At 71.6% G+C, this 17895-nt stretch carries 15 protein-coding genes; 8 read left to right on the forward strand and 7 right to left on the reverse strand.

Going from position 1 to position 17895, the window contains the following annotated elements; genetic code table 11:
- Positions 1-2044: 3'-5' exonuclease (locus tag CQZ88_RS31720; RefSeq protein WP_258008753.1), on the forward strand; the 2044-nt coding region annotated here is incomplete at its 5' end.
- A 6-nt stretch (positions 2045-2050) separates the two neighbouring features.
- Here the strand turns inward: CQZ88_RS31720 and CQZ88_RS23820 are convergent.
- Complete coding sequence (locus tag CQZ88_RS23820) at positions 2051-2443, reverse strand: MauE/DoxX family redox-associated membrane protein (protein WP_029544562.1); 393 nt, start codon at positions 2441-2443, stop codon at positions 2051-2053.
- Between the two features lie 103 nt (positions 2444-2546).
- Between CQZ88_RS23820 and CQZ88_RS23825 the strand changes: the two genes are divergently transcribed.
- Together CQZ88_RS23825 and nudC are read left to right on the forward strand one after the other, a co-directional pair.
- Positions 2547-3614 carry a TrkA family potassium uptake protein gene (locus CQZ88_RS23825; RefSeq protein ID WP_006942770.1) on the forward strand — a complete coding sequence of 356 codons (1068 nt, stop codon included), beginning with the start codon at positions 2547-2549 and terminating at the stop codon, positions 3612-3614.
- Between the two features lie 26 nt (positions 3615-3640).
- Positions 3641-4543: an NAD(+) diphosphatase gene (gene nudC, locus CQZ88_RS23830; protein WP_006942772.1), complete on the forward strand. Its 903-nt coding sequence runs from the start codon at positions 3641-3643 to the stop codon at positions 4541-4543.
- Positions 4544-4548: 5 nt separating this feature from the next.
- Here the strand turns inward: nudC and CQZ88_RS23835 are convergent, their stop codons facing one another.
- Positions 4549-5160, reverse strand: coding sequence for a TetR/AcrR family transcriptional regulator (locus tag CQZ88_RS23835; RefSeq protein ID WP_081705051.1), 612 nt, complete (start codon positions 5158-5160; stop codon positions 4549-4551).
- Between the two features lie 103 nt (positions 5161-5263).
- Here CQZ88_RS23835 and CQZ88_RS23840 point away from each other — a divergent pair, with 103 nt between their 5' ends.
- Positions 5264-6106 (forward strand): SDR family NAD(P)-dependent oxidoreductase, encoded by an 843-nt coding sequence (locus tag CQZ88_RS23840; RefSeq protein ID WP_102800407.1) that lies wholly within the window; start codon positions 5264-5266, stop codon positions 6104-6106.
- A 36-nt stretch (positions 6107-6142) separates the two neighbouring features.
- Here CQZ88_RS23840 and CQZ88_RS23845 read toward each other — a convergent pair whose 3' ends face one another.
- The gene (locus tag CQZ88_RS23845; RefSeq protein ID WP_029544555.1) at positions 6143-6397 is read right to left on the reverse strand and encodes a mycoredoxin; all 255 of its coding nucleotides are present in this window, start codon (positions 6395-6397) and stop codon (positions 6143-6145) included.
- Between the two features lie 114 nt (positions 6398-6511).
- On the opposite strand from CQZ88_RS23845, the gene CQZ88_RS23850 reads away from it, so the two are divergent.
- A complete protein-coding gene (locus CQZ88_RS23850; RefSeq protein WP_235431071.1) occupies positions 6512-8644 on the forward strand; it encodes an ATP-dependent DNA helicase UvrD2 in 2133 nt (710 codons plus the stop codon).
- 383 nt (positions 8645-9027) lie between these two features.
- A complete protein-coding gene (locus CQZ88_RS23855; RefSeq protein WP_043797088.1) occupies positions 9028-9306 on the forward strand; it encodes a WhiB family transcriptional regulator in 279 nt (92 codons plus the stop codon).
- A 21-nt stretch (positions 9307-9327) separates the two neighbouring features.
- On the opposite strand, the gene CQZ88_RS23860 is transcribed toward CQZ88_RS23855, so the two are convergent.
- From CQZ88_RS23860 to CQZ88_RS23870, 3 genes are all read right to left on the reverse strand, one after another.
- Entirely contained in the window at positions 9328-10659 is a 1332-nt protein-coding gene (locus CQZ88_RS23860) for an AarF/ABC1/UbiB kinase family protein (RefSeq protein WP_029544549.1), read from the reverse strand.
- 58 nt (positions 10660-10717) lie between these two features.
- Positions 10718-11578, reverse strand: coding sequence for a TOMM precursor leader peptide-binding protein (locus tag CQZ88_RS23865; protein WP_029544547.1), 861 nt, complete (start codon positions 11576-11578; stop codon positions 10718-10720).
- Between the two features lie 94 nt (positions 11579-11672).
- On the reverse strand, positions 11673-13175 hold the full coding sequence (locus tag CQZ88_RS23870) for a zinc-dependent metalloprotease (RefSeq protein ID WP_102800408.1): 1503 nt from the start codon (positions 13173-13175) through the stop codon (positions 11673-11675).
- A gap of 88 nt (positions 13176-13263) precedes the next feature.
- Here CQZ88_RS23870 and CQZ88_RS23875 point away from each other — a divergent pair, with 88 nt between their 5' ends.
- Positions 13264-14289 (forward strand): PDZ domain-containing protein, encoded by a 1026-nt coding sequence (locus CQZ88_RS23875; protein WP_029544543.1) that lies wholly within the window; start codon positions 13264-13266, stop codon positions 14287-14289.
- Between the two features lie 20 nt (positions 14290-14309).
- Here CQZ88_RS23875 and CQZ88_RS23880 read toward each other — a convergent pair whose 3' ends face one another.
- Positions 14310-14915 (reverse strand): PPA1309 family protein, encoded by a 606-nt coding sequence (locus CQZ88_RS23880; protein ID WP_044476283.1) that lies wholly within the window; start codon positions 14913-14915, stop codon positions 14310-14312.
- Between the two features lie 155 nt (positions 14916-15070).
- Between CQZ88_RS23880 and CQZ88_RS23885 the strand changes: the two genes are divergently transcribed.
- Positions 15071-17895: UPF0182 family protein (locus CQZ88_RS23885; RefSeq protein WP_258008754.1), on the forward strand; the 2825-nt coding region annotated here is incomplete at its 3' end.

A 17895-nucleotide genomic window follows, 5' to 3' on the forward strand; every position in this document is an offset into this window, starting at 1 on the left:
CCGCAACGCCGACGCCGCGCCGATCGCGGAGGCGCTGCGAGCCCACGGCCTGCCCGTCGAGGTGGTCGGTCTCGGCGGCCTGCTGCACACCCCCGAGGTGGCGGACGTGATCGCGATGCTGCGGCTGGCCGCGGACCCCACGGCCGGTAGCGCGGCCGTGCGGGTGCTGACCGGTGCCCGCTGGCAGCTCGGCGCCGCCGACCTGAAGGCGCTGTGGCGCCGGGCCGGCGAACTCGCCATCGGCGGCCGCTTCGGCGTCGCCGGCACGGTCAGCGACTCGGCCGCCCTCGCCGAGGCGCTCGACAGCGCCCTGCCGGGCGAGCAGTCCGAACAGGCCGGGATCGCCGACGCACTCTCCGATCCCGGTCCGCCGCATCGGTATTCGGAGTTCGGTTACGCGCGCATCGTCGCGCTGGGCAAGGAGCTGGCGTCCCTGCGGGAGCGGCTGGGCCAGCCGCTGACGGAGCTCGTCGCCGAGGTGGAGCGGGTTCTCGGCATCGGCATCGAGGCGCAGGCCCGCGCGGGCAGCGACGGCGGTGTCGGCCGGGAGAACCTCGACGCCTTCGCGGACGTGGTCGCCGGGTACGCGAGCCGCGGTTCGGCGACGCTGACCGGCCTGCTCGCCTACCTCTCCGCCGCCGAGGCGATCGAGGGCGGACTCGCTCCGGGCGAGGTGCAGGTCGCCACCGAACGGGTGCAGGTGCTGACCGTGCACTCGGCCAAGGGCCTCGAATGGGAGGTGGTGGCGGTCCCGCACCTGACCGCCGGGGTGTTCCCCTCGTCGACGGCCGGCAGCACATGGCTCGGCGCCCTCGGGGAACTGCCGCCGTCGCTGCGCGGCGACCGGGCGCTGCCTGACGAGAACAGCGACGGCGTCCCCGTCCTCGATCTCGACGAGGTCTACGACCGCAAATCGCTCGAGAACTGCATCGACACGCACAAGGACGCCCTCAAGCGCCGGAAACTGGACGAGGACCGGCGCCTGTTCTACGTCGCGCTCACCCGCACGGAGCGGGCCCTGTTCGTCTCCGGGCACCACTGGGCCGAGTCCGGAACGGACCCGAAGGGACCGTCCCCGTTCCTGTCCGAACTGCACGAGCTGGTGGCGGCGCGACCCGGGCTCGGCCGCATCGAGACCTGGGCCCCGGCGCCGGAGCCGGGCACCGAGAACCCGATGACCGCGGATCCACACACCGCCGTGTGGCCGCGCGATCCCCTCGGGGTGCGGCGTCCCTTCGTCGAGCAGGGCGCGGCCCTGGTCCTCGCGATGCTCGAGGAGCCCGAACCCGAACCCCCGGCGACCCCGGACGACGACCCCGACGACTGGGCCGCGGACGTCGACGCGCTGCTCGCCGAGCGGGCCCGGCGCGCCGAGCAGCGTGCCGAGGTGATGCTGCCCGCCCAGATGTCGGTGAGCCAGCTGGTGGATCTGGCCGCGGACCCGGCCGCGCTGGCGGCGCGGCTGCGCCGTCCGTTGCCGTTCCGGCCGAATCCGCTGGCGCGCCGCGGCACCGCCTTCCACGCCTGGCTCGAACGGCGATACGGCGCCACGCGGCTGCTCGACCTCGACGAACTGCCCGGCGCGGACGACGCCGGCGGCGACGAGACCGAACTCGACCGGCTCCAGGAGGCGTTCCTGCGCTCGCGGTGGGCGCAGCGCAGCCCGGTGGAGGTGGAGGTTCCGTTCGAGACGTCGCTGGCCGGGGTGGTGATCCGTGGCCGGATCGACGCGGTGTTCGAGGACCCGGACGGCGGCTGGACGGTCATCGACTGGAAGACCGGCGCCGAGCCCGACGAGGACCGGCTCGAGGCGGTGGCGATGCAGCTGGCCGCGTACCGACTGGCCTGGGCGCAGCTGATGGCCGCCCGCACGTTCCGCGCGACGGGCCGACCGGCCGTGCCGCCTCTCGACAAGGTGCGGGCCGCATTCCACTACGTGCGCACCGGGCGGACCATCGCGCCGGAGGACCTGCCCGGCGCCGAGCGGCTGGACCGGTTGGTGCGCAGCGCCGGCGCGGACCGCCCGTCGGCCGGCGAGCGATAGCGGCGGTCAGCGGCGCGGGGCGTTGCGCCGCGCCGTGAGAGCCTGGGCGATCAGGGGCACCTGCAGCGGCAGCCGGGCCACCGCGACCGCCTTCGCGGCCGGGGAGAGCCGCTCGCTGCGCAGCCATGTCACGGCCATCTGCACGTTGGCGGGGAACACCGCGATCAGCAGGGCCGCGGCCAGCGTCCCGCCGAGCCGCCGGGTCCGCGGAATCGCAAGCGCCGTCCCGGCGGTCAGCTCGGCCACCCCGGAGACGTAGGTATAGGTGCGTGGCGAGCCCGGCAGCGCCGTCGGCACGATCCGGTCGAACGGCCGGGGGGAGGCGAAGTGCGCCGCGCCCGCTCCGAGGAGGAGCGCGGACAGCCGCAGCGCCGCGCGCTGGGACGGGAGTGTGGACATGCGCGCCACACTAGCGGCCGACGCGTAGGCTGCGAGCCGATGTCAGCAACGAGAACGTCGGTGACCGCGTCACCGGAGCCGAGAACACCGCGGGAGCGCCGCCATGCCGGGTAGGTTGCGTGCCCGCTTCAGCCGTTCCGACGTGCTCACCGAGCGCCCGGACTTCGCGCTGGTGGGCATCCTGCGGGTGCCGCAGCTGCAGACGAGCCCGAGCCGGGCCATCACTCGCCGCGTCGGATATGCGGTGGTGGCGTTGACATTCGCCGTGCTGGTGGTCTACCTCGACCGGGACGGCTACCGCGACGCCCAGGGCGACGCACTGTCGCTGCTGGACTGCATCTACTACGCGACCGTCTCGCTGTCGACCACCGGCTACGGCGACATCACCCCGTTCACACCCGAGGCGAGACTGATCAACGTCCTGGTCGTCACGCCGTTGCGGATTTTCTTCCTCATCGTCCTGGTCGGTACGACGCTCTCGGCACTGACCGAGAGTTCGCGCCAGGCGTTCAAGATTCAGCGTTGGAGGCGCCGCGTGCGTAATCACACCGTCGTCGTCGGATACGGCACCAAGGGCCGTACCGCGGTGGATGCGATGCTGGGCGACGGGGTTCCGCCGTCGGACATCGTCGTCGTCGACACCGATCCGGTGGTACTCGAGACCGCCGCCGGGCAGGGGCTGGTGACGGTACAGGGCTCGGCGACGAAGTCGGATGTGCTGCGCCTGGCGGGCGTTCAGCACGCCGCCGCGATCATCGTCGCCGCCAACCGCGACGACACCGCGGTGCTCGTCACGCTCAGCGCCCGCGAGATCGCCCCGAGGGCGAAGATCGTCGCGGCCATCCGCGAATCGGAGAACACGCATCTGCTGCGTCAATCGGGCGCGGACTCGGTGGTCATCTCGTCGGAGACTGCGGGCCGGTTGCTCGGCATCGCCACCACGACGCCGAGCGTCGTGGAGATGATCGAGGATCTGCTCACCCCCGAGGCGGGATTCGCGATCGCCGAACGCGACGTCGAACCGAACGAAGTGGGTGGATCGCCCCGGCACCTGTCCGACATCGTGCTCGGAGTCGTGCGCGACGGCCGCCTGCTGCGCGTGGGGTCCCCCGAGGTCGACGCCGTGGAGGCGGACGACAAGCTGCTCTACATCCGGCGGGTGTCGGGCTGAGCCCGCGCCGCCGCTAGGGTGCAGTCGTGAGCCGTTTCCAGCTGTCCGACACCCCCCTGCTCTCCCGTGCGGTCGTCGACCGCGCCGAGGAGTTGCGGGGCGACGCCGCGGCCCTGCACGACGGTTGGTCCCGGGCCCATCTGCTGCGGGTCGATCGTCGCGGGCAGGTGCCGGTGGACGGCGACGCCCTGGTGTTCGCCGCGGCGGTGGAGCTGGGACCCGAGCCGGTTCCCGGCGCGGTGTTCCTCGGTGTGCGCGGCGACCGGCACGTGTGGGCGATCCGGGTGCTCGCGCAGACCGGAACGGTCGCCGACCTGCGCCGGGTCGGGGAGCGGCTCGACGACGCCGACGCGGGTCTGATGGTGACCGCGGTGGCCCTGCTCAACTGGCACGACAACGCGGGCTTCAGTTCACTGGACGGAGCGCCGACCGAGCCGACCCTGTCCGGCTGGTCGAGGATCAGCACCAGCACCGGTCACGAGGAGTTCCCGCGTACCGACCCGGCGATCATCTGTCTCGTGCACGACGGCGCGGACCGGGTCCTGCTGGCGCGACAGCCGGTGTGGCCGGAGCGACGGTTCTCCGTGCTCGCCGGGTTCGTCGAGGCGGGGGAGTCGCTCGAGTCCTGCGTCGTGCGGGAGATCCGCGAGGAGGTCGGCGTCGACGTGCGAGACGTGCGGTACCTCGGCAGCCAGCCGTGGCCGTTCCCGCGGTCGGTGATGATCGGGTTCTCCGCCGTCGCCGATCCGGAGCATCCGCTGGCCTTCCTCGACGGGGAGATCGCCGAGGCCCGTTGGTTCACCCGCGACGAGGTGCGGGCCGCGCTGGCGCTCGGCGACTGGGCCTCCCCGGCCGACGCCCCGTTGTTGCTGCCGGGATCGATCTCGATCGCCCGGGGCATGCTGGAGGGCTGGGTCCGGGGGAACTGAACCGGTCAGGACCCCGGCCTCGGCAGACCGGTGAGCACGGTCTCGACGAGGTGATCGGTGTATTCGTAGGTCAGCGGACCGGAGCGCAGCAGCCAGCGCTGGGCGACGGGGGCGAAGAGGGTGTCGACGACGGCGTCGAGATCCACATCGGGGGACAGCTGACCCTGTCGCTGCGCCGCGCGCAGCCGCTCCTTCTTCATCTGCCGCGTCGGCTCGTCGAGACGACGGGAGTATTCGGCGGCCAGGGACTCGTCCTCGAGTACGGCGACGGTCAGCGCGCGCAACGGCCGTTCGAACCGGGGATCGTTCAGTTCGTCGACGGTGGCGCGCAGCACCGCCCTCATGTCGGCGACGAGATCGCCCGTGTTCGGTAGACCCTGCGGGTCCTCCGGTTCGCCGCCCACGTTTGCGTTGAGGTAGGCGTCGAGCAGCACCGATCCCTTCGACGACCACCACCGGTAGATGGTCTGTTTCCCGACGCCGGCTCGGGCAGCGATCGCCTCGATGCTCGACTTGCTGTAGCCCACTTCACCGACCAACTCCACCGCGGCGGTCAGGATCGCTGTCCGAGCGGCGTCGCTGCGGCGGGTGGTTCTCGGCGGCATGGAACCCAGCATAGCCAAACCGAGACGAGACGGACCGTCTTGACAAGAGGGAACGAGGGTCGCATACTCGCATGTCGAGACGATCCGTCTCGTCTAGATTCGAGGAGGCGCCGGTGTGGTCGAGCAGCGGATATGGCTGGTCACGGGGGCAAGCCGAGGGCTAGGCCGAGCGTTCACCCGGGAGGCGCTCACCGCAGGAGACCGGGTGGCCGCTCTTGCCCGCACCGCAACCGCCGTGCCCGAGTTCCGGGACGACGAGCGGGTGCTCACCGTCGACGTCGACGTGACCGACCGGTCGGCGGTGTTCGCGGCGGTCGATCGGGTTGTCGACCACTTCGGGCGCCTCGATGTCGTCGTCAACAACGCCGGGACGATGTGGACGGGCTTCGTCGAGGAGTTCACCGAGGAGCAGGCACGCGCTCAGATGGAGACCAACTTCTTCGGAGCGCTGTGGGTCACGCAGGCGGTGTTGCCGGCTCTGCGCCGGCGCCCGGGCCGCCTGCTGCAGATCTCCAGTGTTGCGGGGATCGCGGCATTTCCCACCACCGGGTTGTACAGCGCCAGCAAGTTCGCACTGGAAGGACTGAGCGAGGCGGTCGCTGCCGAGGCTGCACACTTCGGGGTCGCCGTGACGATCGTCGAACCCGGCGGATACTGGACGGACCTGTACAAGGACATGCCCGCCACCGCGCCGCTCGACGACTATGCGGCGCTGCGCGCCGAGATGGCAGCGACGTCGGCCGCCGGCGGCGTCGACAGCGAGCCGGCGCTCGCCGCGGCCGCGGTCCGGGCAGCCGTGGACAGCGACGCCCCGCCGAGACGGTTGATCCTCGGCAGCGTCGTCTACGACGCCGCGGTCGGACTCGCGCAGGAGCGCATCCGGGACTGGGCGGCATGGGAGCAGGTCAGCCGGGCAGCCGAACACGCCGTGCCGGCCCCGCCGGGATACACCACCTGAGCTCCTCGGTGCTCCCGGCGGATGCGGTGCCGTCGGCTAGAGACCGAGCGCCTGCTTGACCGCGGACAGCGGGGGATTGGTCGCGGTGCTGCCGTCGGCGAACTTCACCGTGGGGACCACGTGGTTTCCGTCGTTGACGCTGCCGACGAACTCGGCGGCGGACGGGTCGGCCTCGATGTCGATCTCGGCGTAGCCGATGCCGTGCTCGTCGAGCTGGCTCTTGAGGCGGCGGCAGTAGCCGCACCAGTCGGTGGTGTAGAGCGTCAGGGCGGGAGCATCGGTCGTAGTCACGGTGCGCACAACAACTCCGGGGCACCCGCTGTTCCGCGCGACGGTGAAATGTGTTCTCCACCACAGTCGGTGTGGGCCGGAGGCCTGTCACCGCGTCCTGCCATGATGGAGCCCATGCGAGCAGATGCATCGGTGGAGGGCCTGGATCCCCAGCAGGCGGCGGCGGTCCTCGCGCCGCGGGGCCCGGTGTGTGTCCTCGCCGGTGCCGGGACGGGAAAGACCCGGACCATCACCCGCCGCATCGCGCACCTGGTGTCCCACGGACACGTCGCGGCCGGCCAGGTCCTCGCCGTCACGTTCACCGCCCGCGCCGCCGGGGAGATGCGCAGCCGGCTGCGCGAACTCGGGGTGGGCGGCTCGGGGCCGCAGGTGCAGGCGCGTACCTTCCACGCCGCCGCGCTGCGGCAGCTGCGCTACTTCTGGCCGCGAGTGGTCGGCGACACGCCGTGGCAGCTGCTCGACCGCAAGTTCGCCGTCGTCTCCCAGGCCGCGCACCGTGCCGGGTTCGCCACCGACACCGACACCGTGCGCGACCTGCTCTCGGAGATCGAGTGGGCCAAGGGTTCGCTCGTCGCGCCGGAGGACTACCCGGCCGCGGTGGCCCGGGCCCGGCGTGAGCCCCCCGCCGACGCCGGACGGGTGGCTGCCGTCTACGCCGGCTACGAGTCCCTCAAGGTGCGCGACGACGGTATCTTCCTCGACTTCGACGACCTGCTGCTGCACACGGCCGCCGCGCTCGAGGAGCACACCGCCGTCGCCGAGGAGTTCCGCGACCGTTACCGCTGCTTCGTCGTCGACGAGTACCAGGACGTCACGCCCCTGCAGCAGCGCGTGCTCGACGCGTGGCTCGGCGACCGCGACGACCTCACCGTCGTCGGCGACGCGAATCAGACGATCTACTCGTTCACCGGTGCCACCCCGCAGTATCTGCTCGACTTCTCCCGCCGATTCCCGGACGCCACCGTGGTCCGGCTCGAACGCGACTACCGTTCCACGCCGCAGGTGGTGTCCCTCGCCAACCGGGTCATCGGTGCGGCACGCGGCCGCATCGCCGGGACCCGCCTCCAGCTCGTCGGCCAGCGCCCGCCCGGACCCGAGCCGGCGTTCGCCGAGTACGACGACGAGCCCGCCGAGGCGCAGGCCGTGGCCAAGTCGATCGCGAAGCTACTGGGATCGGGGGTGCCCGCCGCCGAGATCGCGGTGCTCTACCGCATCAATGCCCAGTCGGAGGCCTACGAGCAGGCGTTCACCGAGGCCGGTATCCCGTATCAGGTCCGCGGCGGCGAGGGCTTCTTCACCCGCGCCGAGGTGCGCCAGGCGGTCGGCGCGCTGCGGCAGGCCCACGGCCGCGACGACCTGCCCGAGGGCGCCGATCGCGGCGCCGCCCTCGTCACGCTGGTGCGGGCGGTGCTCGCCCCGCTCGGCCTGACCGAGGCCGAGCCTGCCGGTGCGCAGGCCCGTGAACGGTGGGAATCGCTGCGGGCGCTCGTGCAGCTGACCGAGGAGCTCCTCGGGCACGAGCCCGACCTCGATCTCGACGGTCTGCTGCGTGACCTGGCGGCGCGGGCCGAGGCGCGGCACCCGCCGACGGTGCAGGGCGTGACGCTCGCGTCGCTGCACGCGGCCAAGGGCCTGGAATGGGACGCGGTCTTCCTCGTCGGCCTCACCGACGGGACCCTGCCCATCGTGCACGTCGTCGGCGACAGCTCCACGCCGCCCGACGAGGCCGGCATCGAGGAGGAGCGCCGCCTGCTGTACGTCGGGGTCACCCGCGCCCGCGTGCACCTGCAACTGTCCTGGGCGCTCTCGCGCACCGAAGGCGGCCGCCGGTCGCGGCGGCGGTCCCGGTTCCTGCACGGTCTGATCCCCGACGACTCGCCGGCCTCCCGGATCGCGGCCCCCGCGTCGCCGAAACGTAAGCGGCCGCAGTGCCGCGTGTGCGGAAAACCTCTGATGGGGTCGTCCGCGACCATGCTCGGGCGCTGCGAGGGCTGCCCGTCGGACCTGGACGAATCGCTGCTGATGGCGCTGAAGGACTGGCGCCGGGAACGTTCCAAGGAGATGAAGGTCCCCGCCTACGTGGTGTTCAGCGACAACACGCTCATCGCGATCGCTGAGCAGCGGCCGGGCGACGACCGTGCCCTCGTCGCCATCCCCGGCATCGGGGCGAAGAAACTCGAGCAGTTCGGCGCGGACGTGCTCGCCGTCGTGCGCGGTGAACGCGCGCCCGATACCCTCGATCTGTAGCGGTTCGCAAAGCTGCGGTAAAACCGCAGGTAGAAAATGGGTTGTGCGATCGACGGCCGAGTTCCTAGGCTGGAGGTCGATGTCACGGGAAAGGCCCGTGCGCGGACGACGAAGGAGGTGGCCCCGATGCTCGGCTTCGATGCAGCTGCAGTGGTGGTCGCCGCCCCCGTCGCCGGCGCCCCCGTCGCCGCCGGCGCGTGCACTCCGCGCGTCGCCCGCGTGCGAGCAGCCGCCCCTTCGTCCGTGCCCCGAAGCCACCGAGGTTCACCCCGGTAATCTTCATTCGCCTTCCGGCCACGGACACCGCCCAGCGGACCGTGGCCTTCTTCGTCTTCTGCCCGGTTCGCGCATCGCATCCGAACCAGACAGAGGAGACATCCATCGTGCAGACCGCAACGCTCGACGTCGACCATACGACGCGCGTGCGCGAGTTGCCTTGCCGCGACGGCGATCCGGACCTGTGGTTCGCCGAATCACCGACCGAACTGGAGCGAGCCAAGGCGCTGTGCGGCCGGTGCCCGATCCGCGCCCACTGCCTCGCCGCGGCACTCGACCGTGCCGAGCCGTGGGGCGTGTGGGGCGGCGAGATCTTCGAACGGGGTGTCGTCGTCGCCCGCAAGCGTCCGCGGGGACGCCCCCGCAAGGAACTGGTGTGCGCCTAGGCCGGACCGGCTGCCGGGAGGTCAGTCCACCGGATCGGTGAATCCCGGCAGCCACGCCGACAGGATCCGCATGTACGGCGCGTGCGCGTCCAGTTGCGCGCAGATACCGACGGAGCCGAGGAGTACGCGGACGATGTTCGCGTACTCCGGCGGCAGGTTCAGTGCCCGCGCAGTGCGGAAGTTGGATCCGGAGAAGTCGGTGGCGGTGCCCGCCGCCTTCTGCAGCCAGGCCCGGGTGAAGTGGAACGACTCCGTGTGGATCGGATCCGTGAACGGGCGCAGGTAGTCCGCGATCTCCTGCTCGGTGACCTCCCGGCCCGGCAGGACGAACCGGTTCTCGTAGAGCAGCGTGGTCAGCTCGTCGAAGCGCTCCTCGAGGGCCAGCCGCACCATCCGGCCCAGCACCGGCGGCAACCCGTTCGGCATCGCGGCCGTGGCACCGAAGTCGATGACGCCGAGCCGGCCGTCGTCGAGCAGCATGAAGTTGCCCGGGTGCGGATCGCAGTGCAGCAGCCCCACCTGTGCCGGGGACGCGAAGTGGAACTCGGCCAGCAGCGCCCCGGCCCGGTTGCGCTGCTCGCGGGTTCCCTCGGCGATGATCATGGAAAGCGGTGTCGCCGTGAGCCATTCGGTGACAAAGACCTTCGGGGAGCTGGCGACGACCCGCGGCACGACGAACCGGGGATCGTCGGCGAACACCCTGGCGAACGTCCGCTGGTTGTCGGCCTCGATCCGGTAGTCGAGTTCCTCCTCGGTGCGCGCGGTCAGCTCGTCGAGCACGGCCCGCACGTCGGTGCCCGGCATCACCGTCGCGAACAGTCCCGCGAACCGCGACAGGGTGCGCAGATCGGCGCGCAGCGCCTCGTCGGCGCCCGGGTACTGGACCTTCACCGCGACCTCGCGGCCGTCCGCCCACACCGCCCGGTGGACCTGGCCGATGCTCGCCGAGGCGGTGGGAATGTCGTCGAACGAGGCGAAGCGCTCCCGCCAGCGGGCGCCGAGCTGCTGATCGAGGACGCGATGGACCGCCTTGGCCGGTAGCGGCGGCGCCGCCGACTGCAGCTTCGTCAGCGCCTCCCGGTACGGCTCGGCGAACTCCTCCGGCACCGCGGCTTCCATCACGCTCAGCGCCTGGCCCACCTTCATGGCTCCGCCCTTGAGCTCGCCGAGCACCGTGAACAGCTGCTCGGCCGCCTTCGCCGCGAGCTCGGCATCGATCTCCTCGCGGTCCCCTCCGGCCAGACGCCGGCCGAATCCCACCGCGGCGCGACCGGCGATCCCGAGGGGGATGCTGGCGAGCTTGGCGGTGCGGGAACTGCTTCTGCGGGGGATTTCGGCCACGCCCACCATCATGCCTGACGGCGTCAGACCGGCGCGGTGCGCCGCTGCGTGACCGGCGCGGTGCGCCGCTTCACGCGGGTGTGCCTCCGCACCCGCAGTCCGGGTGCCGGAACCAGCGCCGCGACGTGAGTCGATGGCTGCGCAGATCCACCTCGAGGGTCCGGTCCAACGTCGCGGGCGGCGTGGACGGCGAGGCGGCGAGAATCGCGTCGAGCTGTCCGAGGGCGAGGGCCGCGGTCGCCAGCACCGCTGCGGGCTCCGCACACCCGACGCGGTCGCACAGCTGGGCGGCCAGCTGCGGCCAGTGCGGATCGAGATCCGTGCGGGTCAGATCGGCGCAGCGCAGGCAGCTCGTGCGGCCCGGGACGACGAAGGGGCCGACGATGCCGCGGCCGTCGCGCAGCAGTACGGGCAGATGCGGCACACGGTGCCGCATCAGCTCGCGGACGAGACCGGGGTCGGGCACCAGCGCGTCGGTGAGCAGCACGCACTGCGCGTCCCAGCGGGCGACGTCGCTGTCGCCGGTGTAGACGGCGGACCGGCGCAGCCGCGTGCCCGACACCGTCAGTTGGGCGACCAGCGCGTCTGCCAGCGGCCCGCGCCCGTGCACCCGCACCCGGGGGACCTGCAGCGCGGCTACGCCGGGATCACGGACCGCACCGAGGGCGGTCAGCTCGTCGAGCAGGGCGGTGACGGCGGCGCCCGGCAGCCCCGCCCGCGCGGTGCGGGCGAGGATCTCCTCGCGCGACGAGCGCCCGTCGAGCAGGCGCAGCACCGTCGAGAGTCCGAACGCGTCGAGCCCCGCGCCGGGGGACAGGACGGCCGCCGTGTCCGGACCCCACCCGAGTTGTACCGTCCCGTCCGGTCGGTGGAGCACCTCGAGGGCAGGGTCGAGCGCCGGTCCGGACTGTGGATGCGTTGCCGTGGTCATGCCGTCAGCCTGACAGCAACCCCCGTCGCACCACCTGTGCCCGAGGCGGGTTGTCCACAGGGTAAAACCGGCGCCTACCTGGCCCGATGTGCGTTCAGGCGGATTCGTCGGGATCGGTGGACTCGCCGGAGCCCGGCTCGCCCTTCTCCCGCTCGGCGCGTTCGCGCGCCTCGGTCTCGCGCAGCTGGGCGATCGGATCGTCGAACGCCCCCGCTTCTCCGCCGATGACGCGGTCGAGGAACGCGGCCGGGTTGTCGAGGTCCGACGAGTCCGGCAGCAGATCCGGGTGCGCCCATACCTTGTCCCGCGCGTCCGGCCCGGCATCGGTGGTGAGCCGGCGCCACAGGGCCGCGGCCTCGCGCAGCTTCCGCGGCCGCAACTCGAGACCGACGAGAGTCGCGAAGGTCTGCTCGGCGGGCCCGCCGCTCGCGCGGCGGCGGCGCAGCGTCTCGCTCAGCGCGGCCACCCCGGGCAGCCGGTCGCCGAGCGCGTCGGCGACCACGGTCTCCACCCAGCCCTCGACCAGGGCGAGCAGCGTTTCGAGGCGTTCGAGGGCCTGCTTCTGCTCGGGGGTGGTCTGCGGCTCGAACGCCGCACCCTTGAGCAGTTCCTCGATCTTCGACGGATCCGTCAGCGCCATGGGATCGATACCCTGGGCGAGGTCCTCGATCGCGGAGAAGTCCATCCGGATGCCACGCGCGTAGTCCTCCACAGTGGACAGCAGGCGCGAGCGCAGCCACGGCACGTGGCTGTAGAGCCGTTGGTGTGCCGCCTCCCGGGCGGCGAGGAAGACCAGGACTTCCTGGGCCGGCTGCTCGAGTCCCTCACCGAACGCCTCGATCGCGGCGGGCATCAGCGCCGCCGTGCCCGCGGGCCCGAGCGGCAGGCCGATGTCGGTCGAGGTCAGGACCTCCTTGGCGAGCTGCCCGAGGGCCTGGCCGAGCTGGGAACCGAACGCCAGCCCGCCCATCTGGGAGAACATGCCGAGCATCGGCCCGGCCATCGCCCGGGCCTCTTCCGGCAGGCCCTGCATCCACATGCCGTTGACCTGCTCGGCCACCGGATCGCACAGGCGTTTCCACGTCTCGAGCGTGTTGTCGAGCCAGTCGACGGGCGTCCACGCGACGGTGCGGGTCGCGCCCGCGGGCAGGGTCGTCGCCCCGTCGAGCCACAGCTCCGCCAGATGTGCCCCGTCCCGGACGGCGTCCGCCGACCCGGACGACACCGGGGTGACGGAGCCGATCTGCTGGCGGGCGAGCTTGCCGGCCACCTCGTAGTTGACCGGCCCGGAACCGCCGGACCCCACCGCGCTGCCCATGCCGCTGAGCATCTGACCGAACTGTGTCAGCATCTGCCCGAGCGCCGCCGGGTCGAAGCCCTGCGCGCCGAACGGGTTGTCGCCGCCCGCGCCGAACGGGGCACCGCCTGCGCCGGGGGCCCCGAAACCGAAGGGGAACCCGCCGGTGGCGCCGCCCTGGGACCCGGCGCCCTCCGGGCCGGCGCCCTCGGCGCCGGATCCCTCGGCGCCGGAACCGGAGTCCTTCCTGCGGTCCGGGTCGTCGTCGGGATTCGAGAATCCGAAAGGCGTGTCGCTCATGTCGTCAACGGTACAAGGCGCACCGCGGGGTGGCGGCCCCCGCGATCACGCTGATCGCGAACATCGCCGCTCCGGATACCCTGGCCGGGTGAATCGACGGCTCGTGACGATCCTGGCGGCGCTGTTCCCCGCGCTGCTGCTGGTGACGGTGGCGCTGAACGTGAAGGTGCCGTACGTGGCGCTCGGTCCGGGCCCGACGTTCGACACCCTCGGCGAGATCGACGGCAAGGCTGTCGTCGCCATCGAGGGCGCCGACACCGACCCCACCAGTGGCGAGCTCGTGATGACCACGGTCGGGGTCAGCGACCGCCTGACCGTGGCGCAGGCGCTCTCGGCGTGGCTGGGCAGCCGGTACGGGATCGCCCCCCGCGAGCAGATCTACCCGCCCACCGCGACCAGGGAACAGGTCAAGGAGGCGGACGCCGCCCAGTTCGAGCAGTCCGAACGCAGCGCGGAACTCGCCGCCCTGCACCACCTCGACCTGCCCGTCGTCCTGCGCGTCGCCAGGGTCGGCGAGTCCGGGCCCTCCGCCGGCGTGCTGCGCGAGGGCGACCGGCTCGTCACCGTCGCCGGGGAGCCGGTGACCACCGCCGGCAGCGTGCAGCGGGCCGTCGCCGCCGTCGCGCCCGGCACCCCGGTCGACGTCGTGCTGGTGCGCGACGGGGTCGAGCAGACCGCCTCGGTGACCGTGGGAGCCCGCCCCGACGACCCGGACAAGGGCTTCCTCGGCATCAGCCCCGAGGAGGTCCCGGACGTGCCGTTCGACGTGACGTTCAACCTCGCCGACGTCGGTGGCCCGTCGGCGGGGCTGATCTTCAGCCTCGCCGTGGTCGACAAGCTCAGCCCCGGCGAGCTCAGCGGCGGCGAGGTCGTCGCAGGCACCGGCACCATCGACTCCGACGGGGTCGTCGGCCCGATCGGCGGCATCACCCACAAGCTCGTCGGGGCCGCGGAGGACGGCGCCACGGTGTTCCTCGTGCCCGCCGACAACTGCGCCGAGGCACAGAGCGACGCCCCCGACGGGATGCGGCTGGTCAAGGTCGAGACCCTCGAGGGCGCGATCGACGCGCTCGGCTCCCTCGCCGCCGGCGGCGACGCGCCCACCTGCGGCTAGGCCGTCGCGCGGGACCGGTCCTAGTCGTCGCCCGGTTCGAGGGTCGCGTACAGGGCGGACACCACGTTCGGCGCGAGGTTGTCGTAGGTGCGCAGCTCGATCCCGGCGAACGGGTCGTCCTCGTCGGTGGGCCGCAGCTGCAGCAGCGACAGCGACGGACCGTCGCGCAGGACCGCCGCGATCAGGCGGGCATCGCGCCGCTCCGGGTGCCCGTGCGCCGCGGCCCGGGCGGCCTCGTCGGCGGCGTGCGGATCGGCGAGCAGCGGCACCAGCGCGTCGTCGAGATCCGACTCCGCGCTCGGGGGCAGCACCACGATCTCCTGCACCAGGGCGCAGCCGGCGACGGACTCGGGCCAGCTGGTGGTGGCGAGGAACTCGTCGAGGGCGGGGCTGCCGCCTTCGACGTCGTCGGGGAAGGCCTCCTGCTCCACCGGGGTGTACTCGTGGCCCTCGTCGAGCTGGTCGAGCAGGGTGGGTTCCGACGCCGCCAGCAGGGCCGTGGGCACCAGCGCGAACATCGTCGGCGGCTGTCCCCAGCCACCGGCGTCGACGAAGTCGACGATCTCACCGACGCACCGGCGCAGGGCGTCTTCGGACGGGACGGGATGACTGTCGCTCACGGACATATCCTTGCATCGTCGCCGGGTCTCGTCGCCGCGCGGCGTGGTGGTCGCCTCATTCCGTAGAGTGGGGCGAAACGGTCACCGCGAGTGCCGTGGGTGACAGTCGGGGTGAACAGCTGCGGCGCGTTCGCGTCGCCGGAGAATTGGGAGTGTGGCACGTGGGCATGAGGCCCCCCACCGGAGTACCTTCGCTGTCGAAACGCAGCAAGATCCTGCTGAGCCTGGCCGTGGTGGCCGCGGTGCTGCTGCTGGTCGGTCCCCGACTGGTGGACGCCTACACCAACTGGCTGTGGTTCGGCGAGGTCGACTTCCGTGACGTGTACCTGAAGGTGCTGTTGACCCGGATCGTCCTGTTCCTCCTCGTGAGCCTGTTCGTGGGCGGTGTGGTGTGGCTGGCGCTGTTGCTGGCGTACCGATCGCGGCCGGTGTTCGTGCCCGCATCCGGGCCCAACGACCCCATCTCGCGGTATCGCACCACGGTGATGACCCGGCTGCGCACGTTCGGCCTCGGCATTCCGATCGTGCTCGGCCTGCTGTCGGGCCTGATCGCGCAGGCGAGCTGGGTGACCGTGCAGATGTTCTTCAACGGCGGCTCGTTCGGCACCACGGACCCCCAGTTCGGGCTGGACGTCGGGTTCTACGCCTTCGACCTGCCGTTCTACCGCTTCCTGCTGAACTGGATGTTCGTGGCGGTCATCCTGGCGCTCTTCGCCAGCCTGGTCACCCACTACATCTTCGGCGGCATCCGGCTCGCCGGCCGCGGCGGCAGCCTCACCCGCGCCGCCCGCATCCAGCTGGCCGTGCTGGCCGGGATCTTCGTTGCGCTCAAGGCGATCGCGTACTGGCTCGACCGGTACGCACTGCTGTGGAGCGGGCGCAAGGAGCCCACCTTCACGGGCGCGGGCTTCACCGACATCAATGCCGTGCTGCCCGCGAAGCTGATCCTGATGGCAATCGCGGTCATCTGCGCGGTGGCGTTCTTCGCGGCCATCGTGCTGCGCGACCTGCGCATCCCGGCGATGGCGACGGCCCTGCTCGTGCTCTCGTCGATCCTCGTCGGGGCCGTGTGGCCGCTGGTGGTCGAGCAGTTCTCCGTCCGGCCGAACGCCGCCGTCAAGGAGTCCGAGTACATCGAGCGCAACATCGCGGCGACGCGTGAGGCCTACGGCATCACGGACGAGATCGTGGAGTACCGGGATTACCCCGGCGTGGGCACCACGTCACCGCGCAACGTGCCGGCGGACGTGACCACCATCGCCAACACCCGCCTGCTCGATCCCAACGTGCTGCCGCGCACCTTCACCCAGCAGCAGCAGCTGAAGAACTTCTACGGGTTCCCGCCGTCGCTGGACATCGACCGGTACGAGATCGACGGGGAGCGCGAGGACTACATCGTCGCCGCCCGCGAGCTGTCGCCGTCGAGCCTGACGGGCAACCAGACCGACTGGATCAACAAGCACACGGTGTACACCCACGGCAACGGCCTGGTCGCGGCTCCCGCCAACCGGGTGAACGCGGCCGCCAGCGAGTCCGCGGAAGAGGCCGCGAACAGCAACAGTGGCTACCCGGTGTACATGGTCAGCGACATCGCATCGCTCGAGTCGGGCAACCAGGTGATTCCGGTCGAGCAGCCGCGGATCTACTTCGGTGAGGTCATCGCGCAGGAGGAGCCCGACTACGCGATCGTCGGTGCCGCCGAGGGGGAGGCCCCGCGGGAGTACGACACCGACACCGCGCAGTACACCTACACCGGCTCGGGTGGCGTCTCGATCGGCAACTGGTTCAACCGGCTCGCGTTCGCGTCCAAGTACGCCGAACGCAACATCCTGTTCTCGAGCGCCATCGGCAGCGAGTCGAAGCTGCTGTTCAACCGCGACCCGCGGGACCGGGTGACGAAGGTCGCGCCGTGGCTCACCGCCGACGGCGACGCCTATCCCGCCGCGGTCGACGGGCGCATCGTGTGGATCGTCGACGCCTACACCACGCTCGACAACTACCCGTACGCGCAGCGCAGTTCCCTCGAAGGGCTCGTCGAGGACAGCGTCGACCAGAACACCGGCCGGCTGCTGCCCCGCAAGGAGGTCTCCTACATCCGGAACTCGGTGAAGGCGACGGTCGACGCGTACGACGGCACCGTGACCCTCTACCAGGTCGACGACCAGGACCCGGTCCTGAAGGCGTGGATGGGTGTCTTCCCCGATGCGGTGACCCCGCAGGATCAGATCTCCGACGAGCTCCGCTCGCACTTCCGGTACCCGGAGGACCTGTTCAAGGTGCAGCGGGAGATGCTCGCGAAGTATCACGTGGACGACCCGCGCGAGTTCTTCACCAACAACGCGTTCTGGTCGGTGCCGAGCGATCCGACGGTGGACACGACCGCGAACCAGCCGCCGTACTACGTGCTGATCGGTGACGAGGAGACGGCCCGCCCGTCGTTCCGGCTCACCTCGGCGATGGTGGGCTTCAACCGGCAGTTCCTGTCCGCGTACATCTCGGTGGACTCGGACCCGGACAACTACGGCAGGTTCACGATCCTGCGGCTGCCGACCGACACCCAGACGTTCGGTCCCGAACAGACGCAGAACGCGATGATCTCCGACACGCGCGTCGCGTCGGAGCGGACCCTGCTCGAGAGATCCAACCGGATCCAGTACGGCAACCTGCTGACGTTGCCCATCGCCCAGGGCGGGATCCTCTACGTCCAGCCGATGTACACGGAACGCAGTTCGGCGACGGGGAGCACGTCGACGTTCCCGCAGCTGTCCCGGGTGATCGTCAGCTATCGCGAGCCCGGCCCTGCCGGCGGCGTGCGCATCGGCTACGCCCCCACTCTCGCCTCGGTGCTGGACCAGGTCTTCGGGGCCGGTGTCGGCAGTGCGGCCACCGCGCCGGGTGGCGAGTCGGCGCCCACCGCGCCGGTCGAGGGGACGGAGCAGGACGGTCAGGCAGCGGCTCCGGCGCCCGCTCCGGCGCCGAACCCCGC

This window comes from Rhodococcus sp. ENV425 (assembly GCF_002887785.1).
GTDB classification, from domain to species: domain Bacteria; phylum Actinomycetota; class Actinomycetes; order Mycobacteriales; family Mycobacteriaceae; genus Rhodococcus; species Rhodococcus aetherivorans.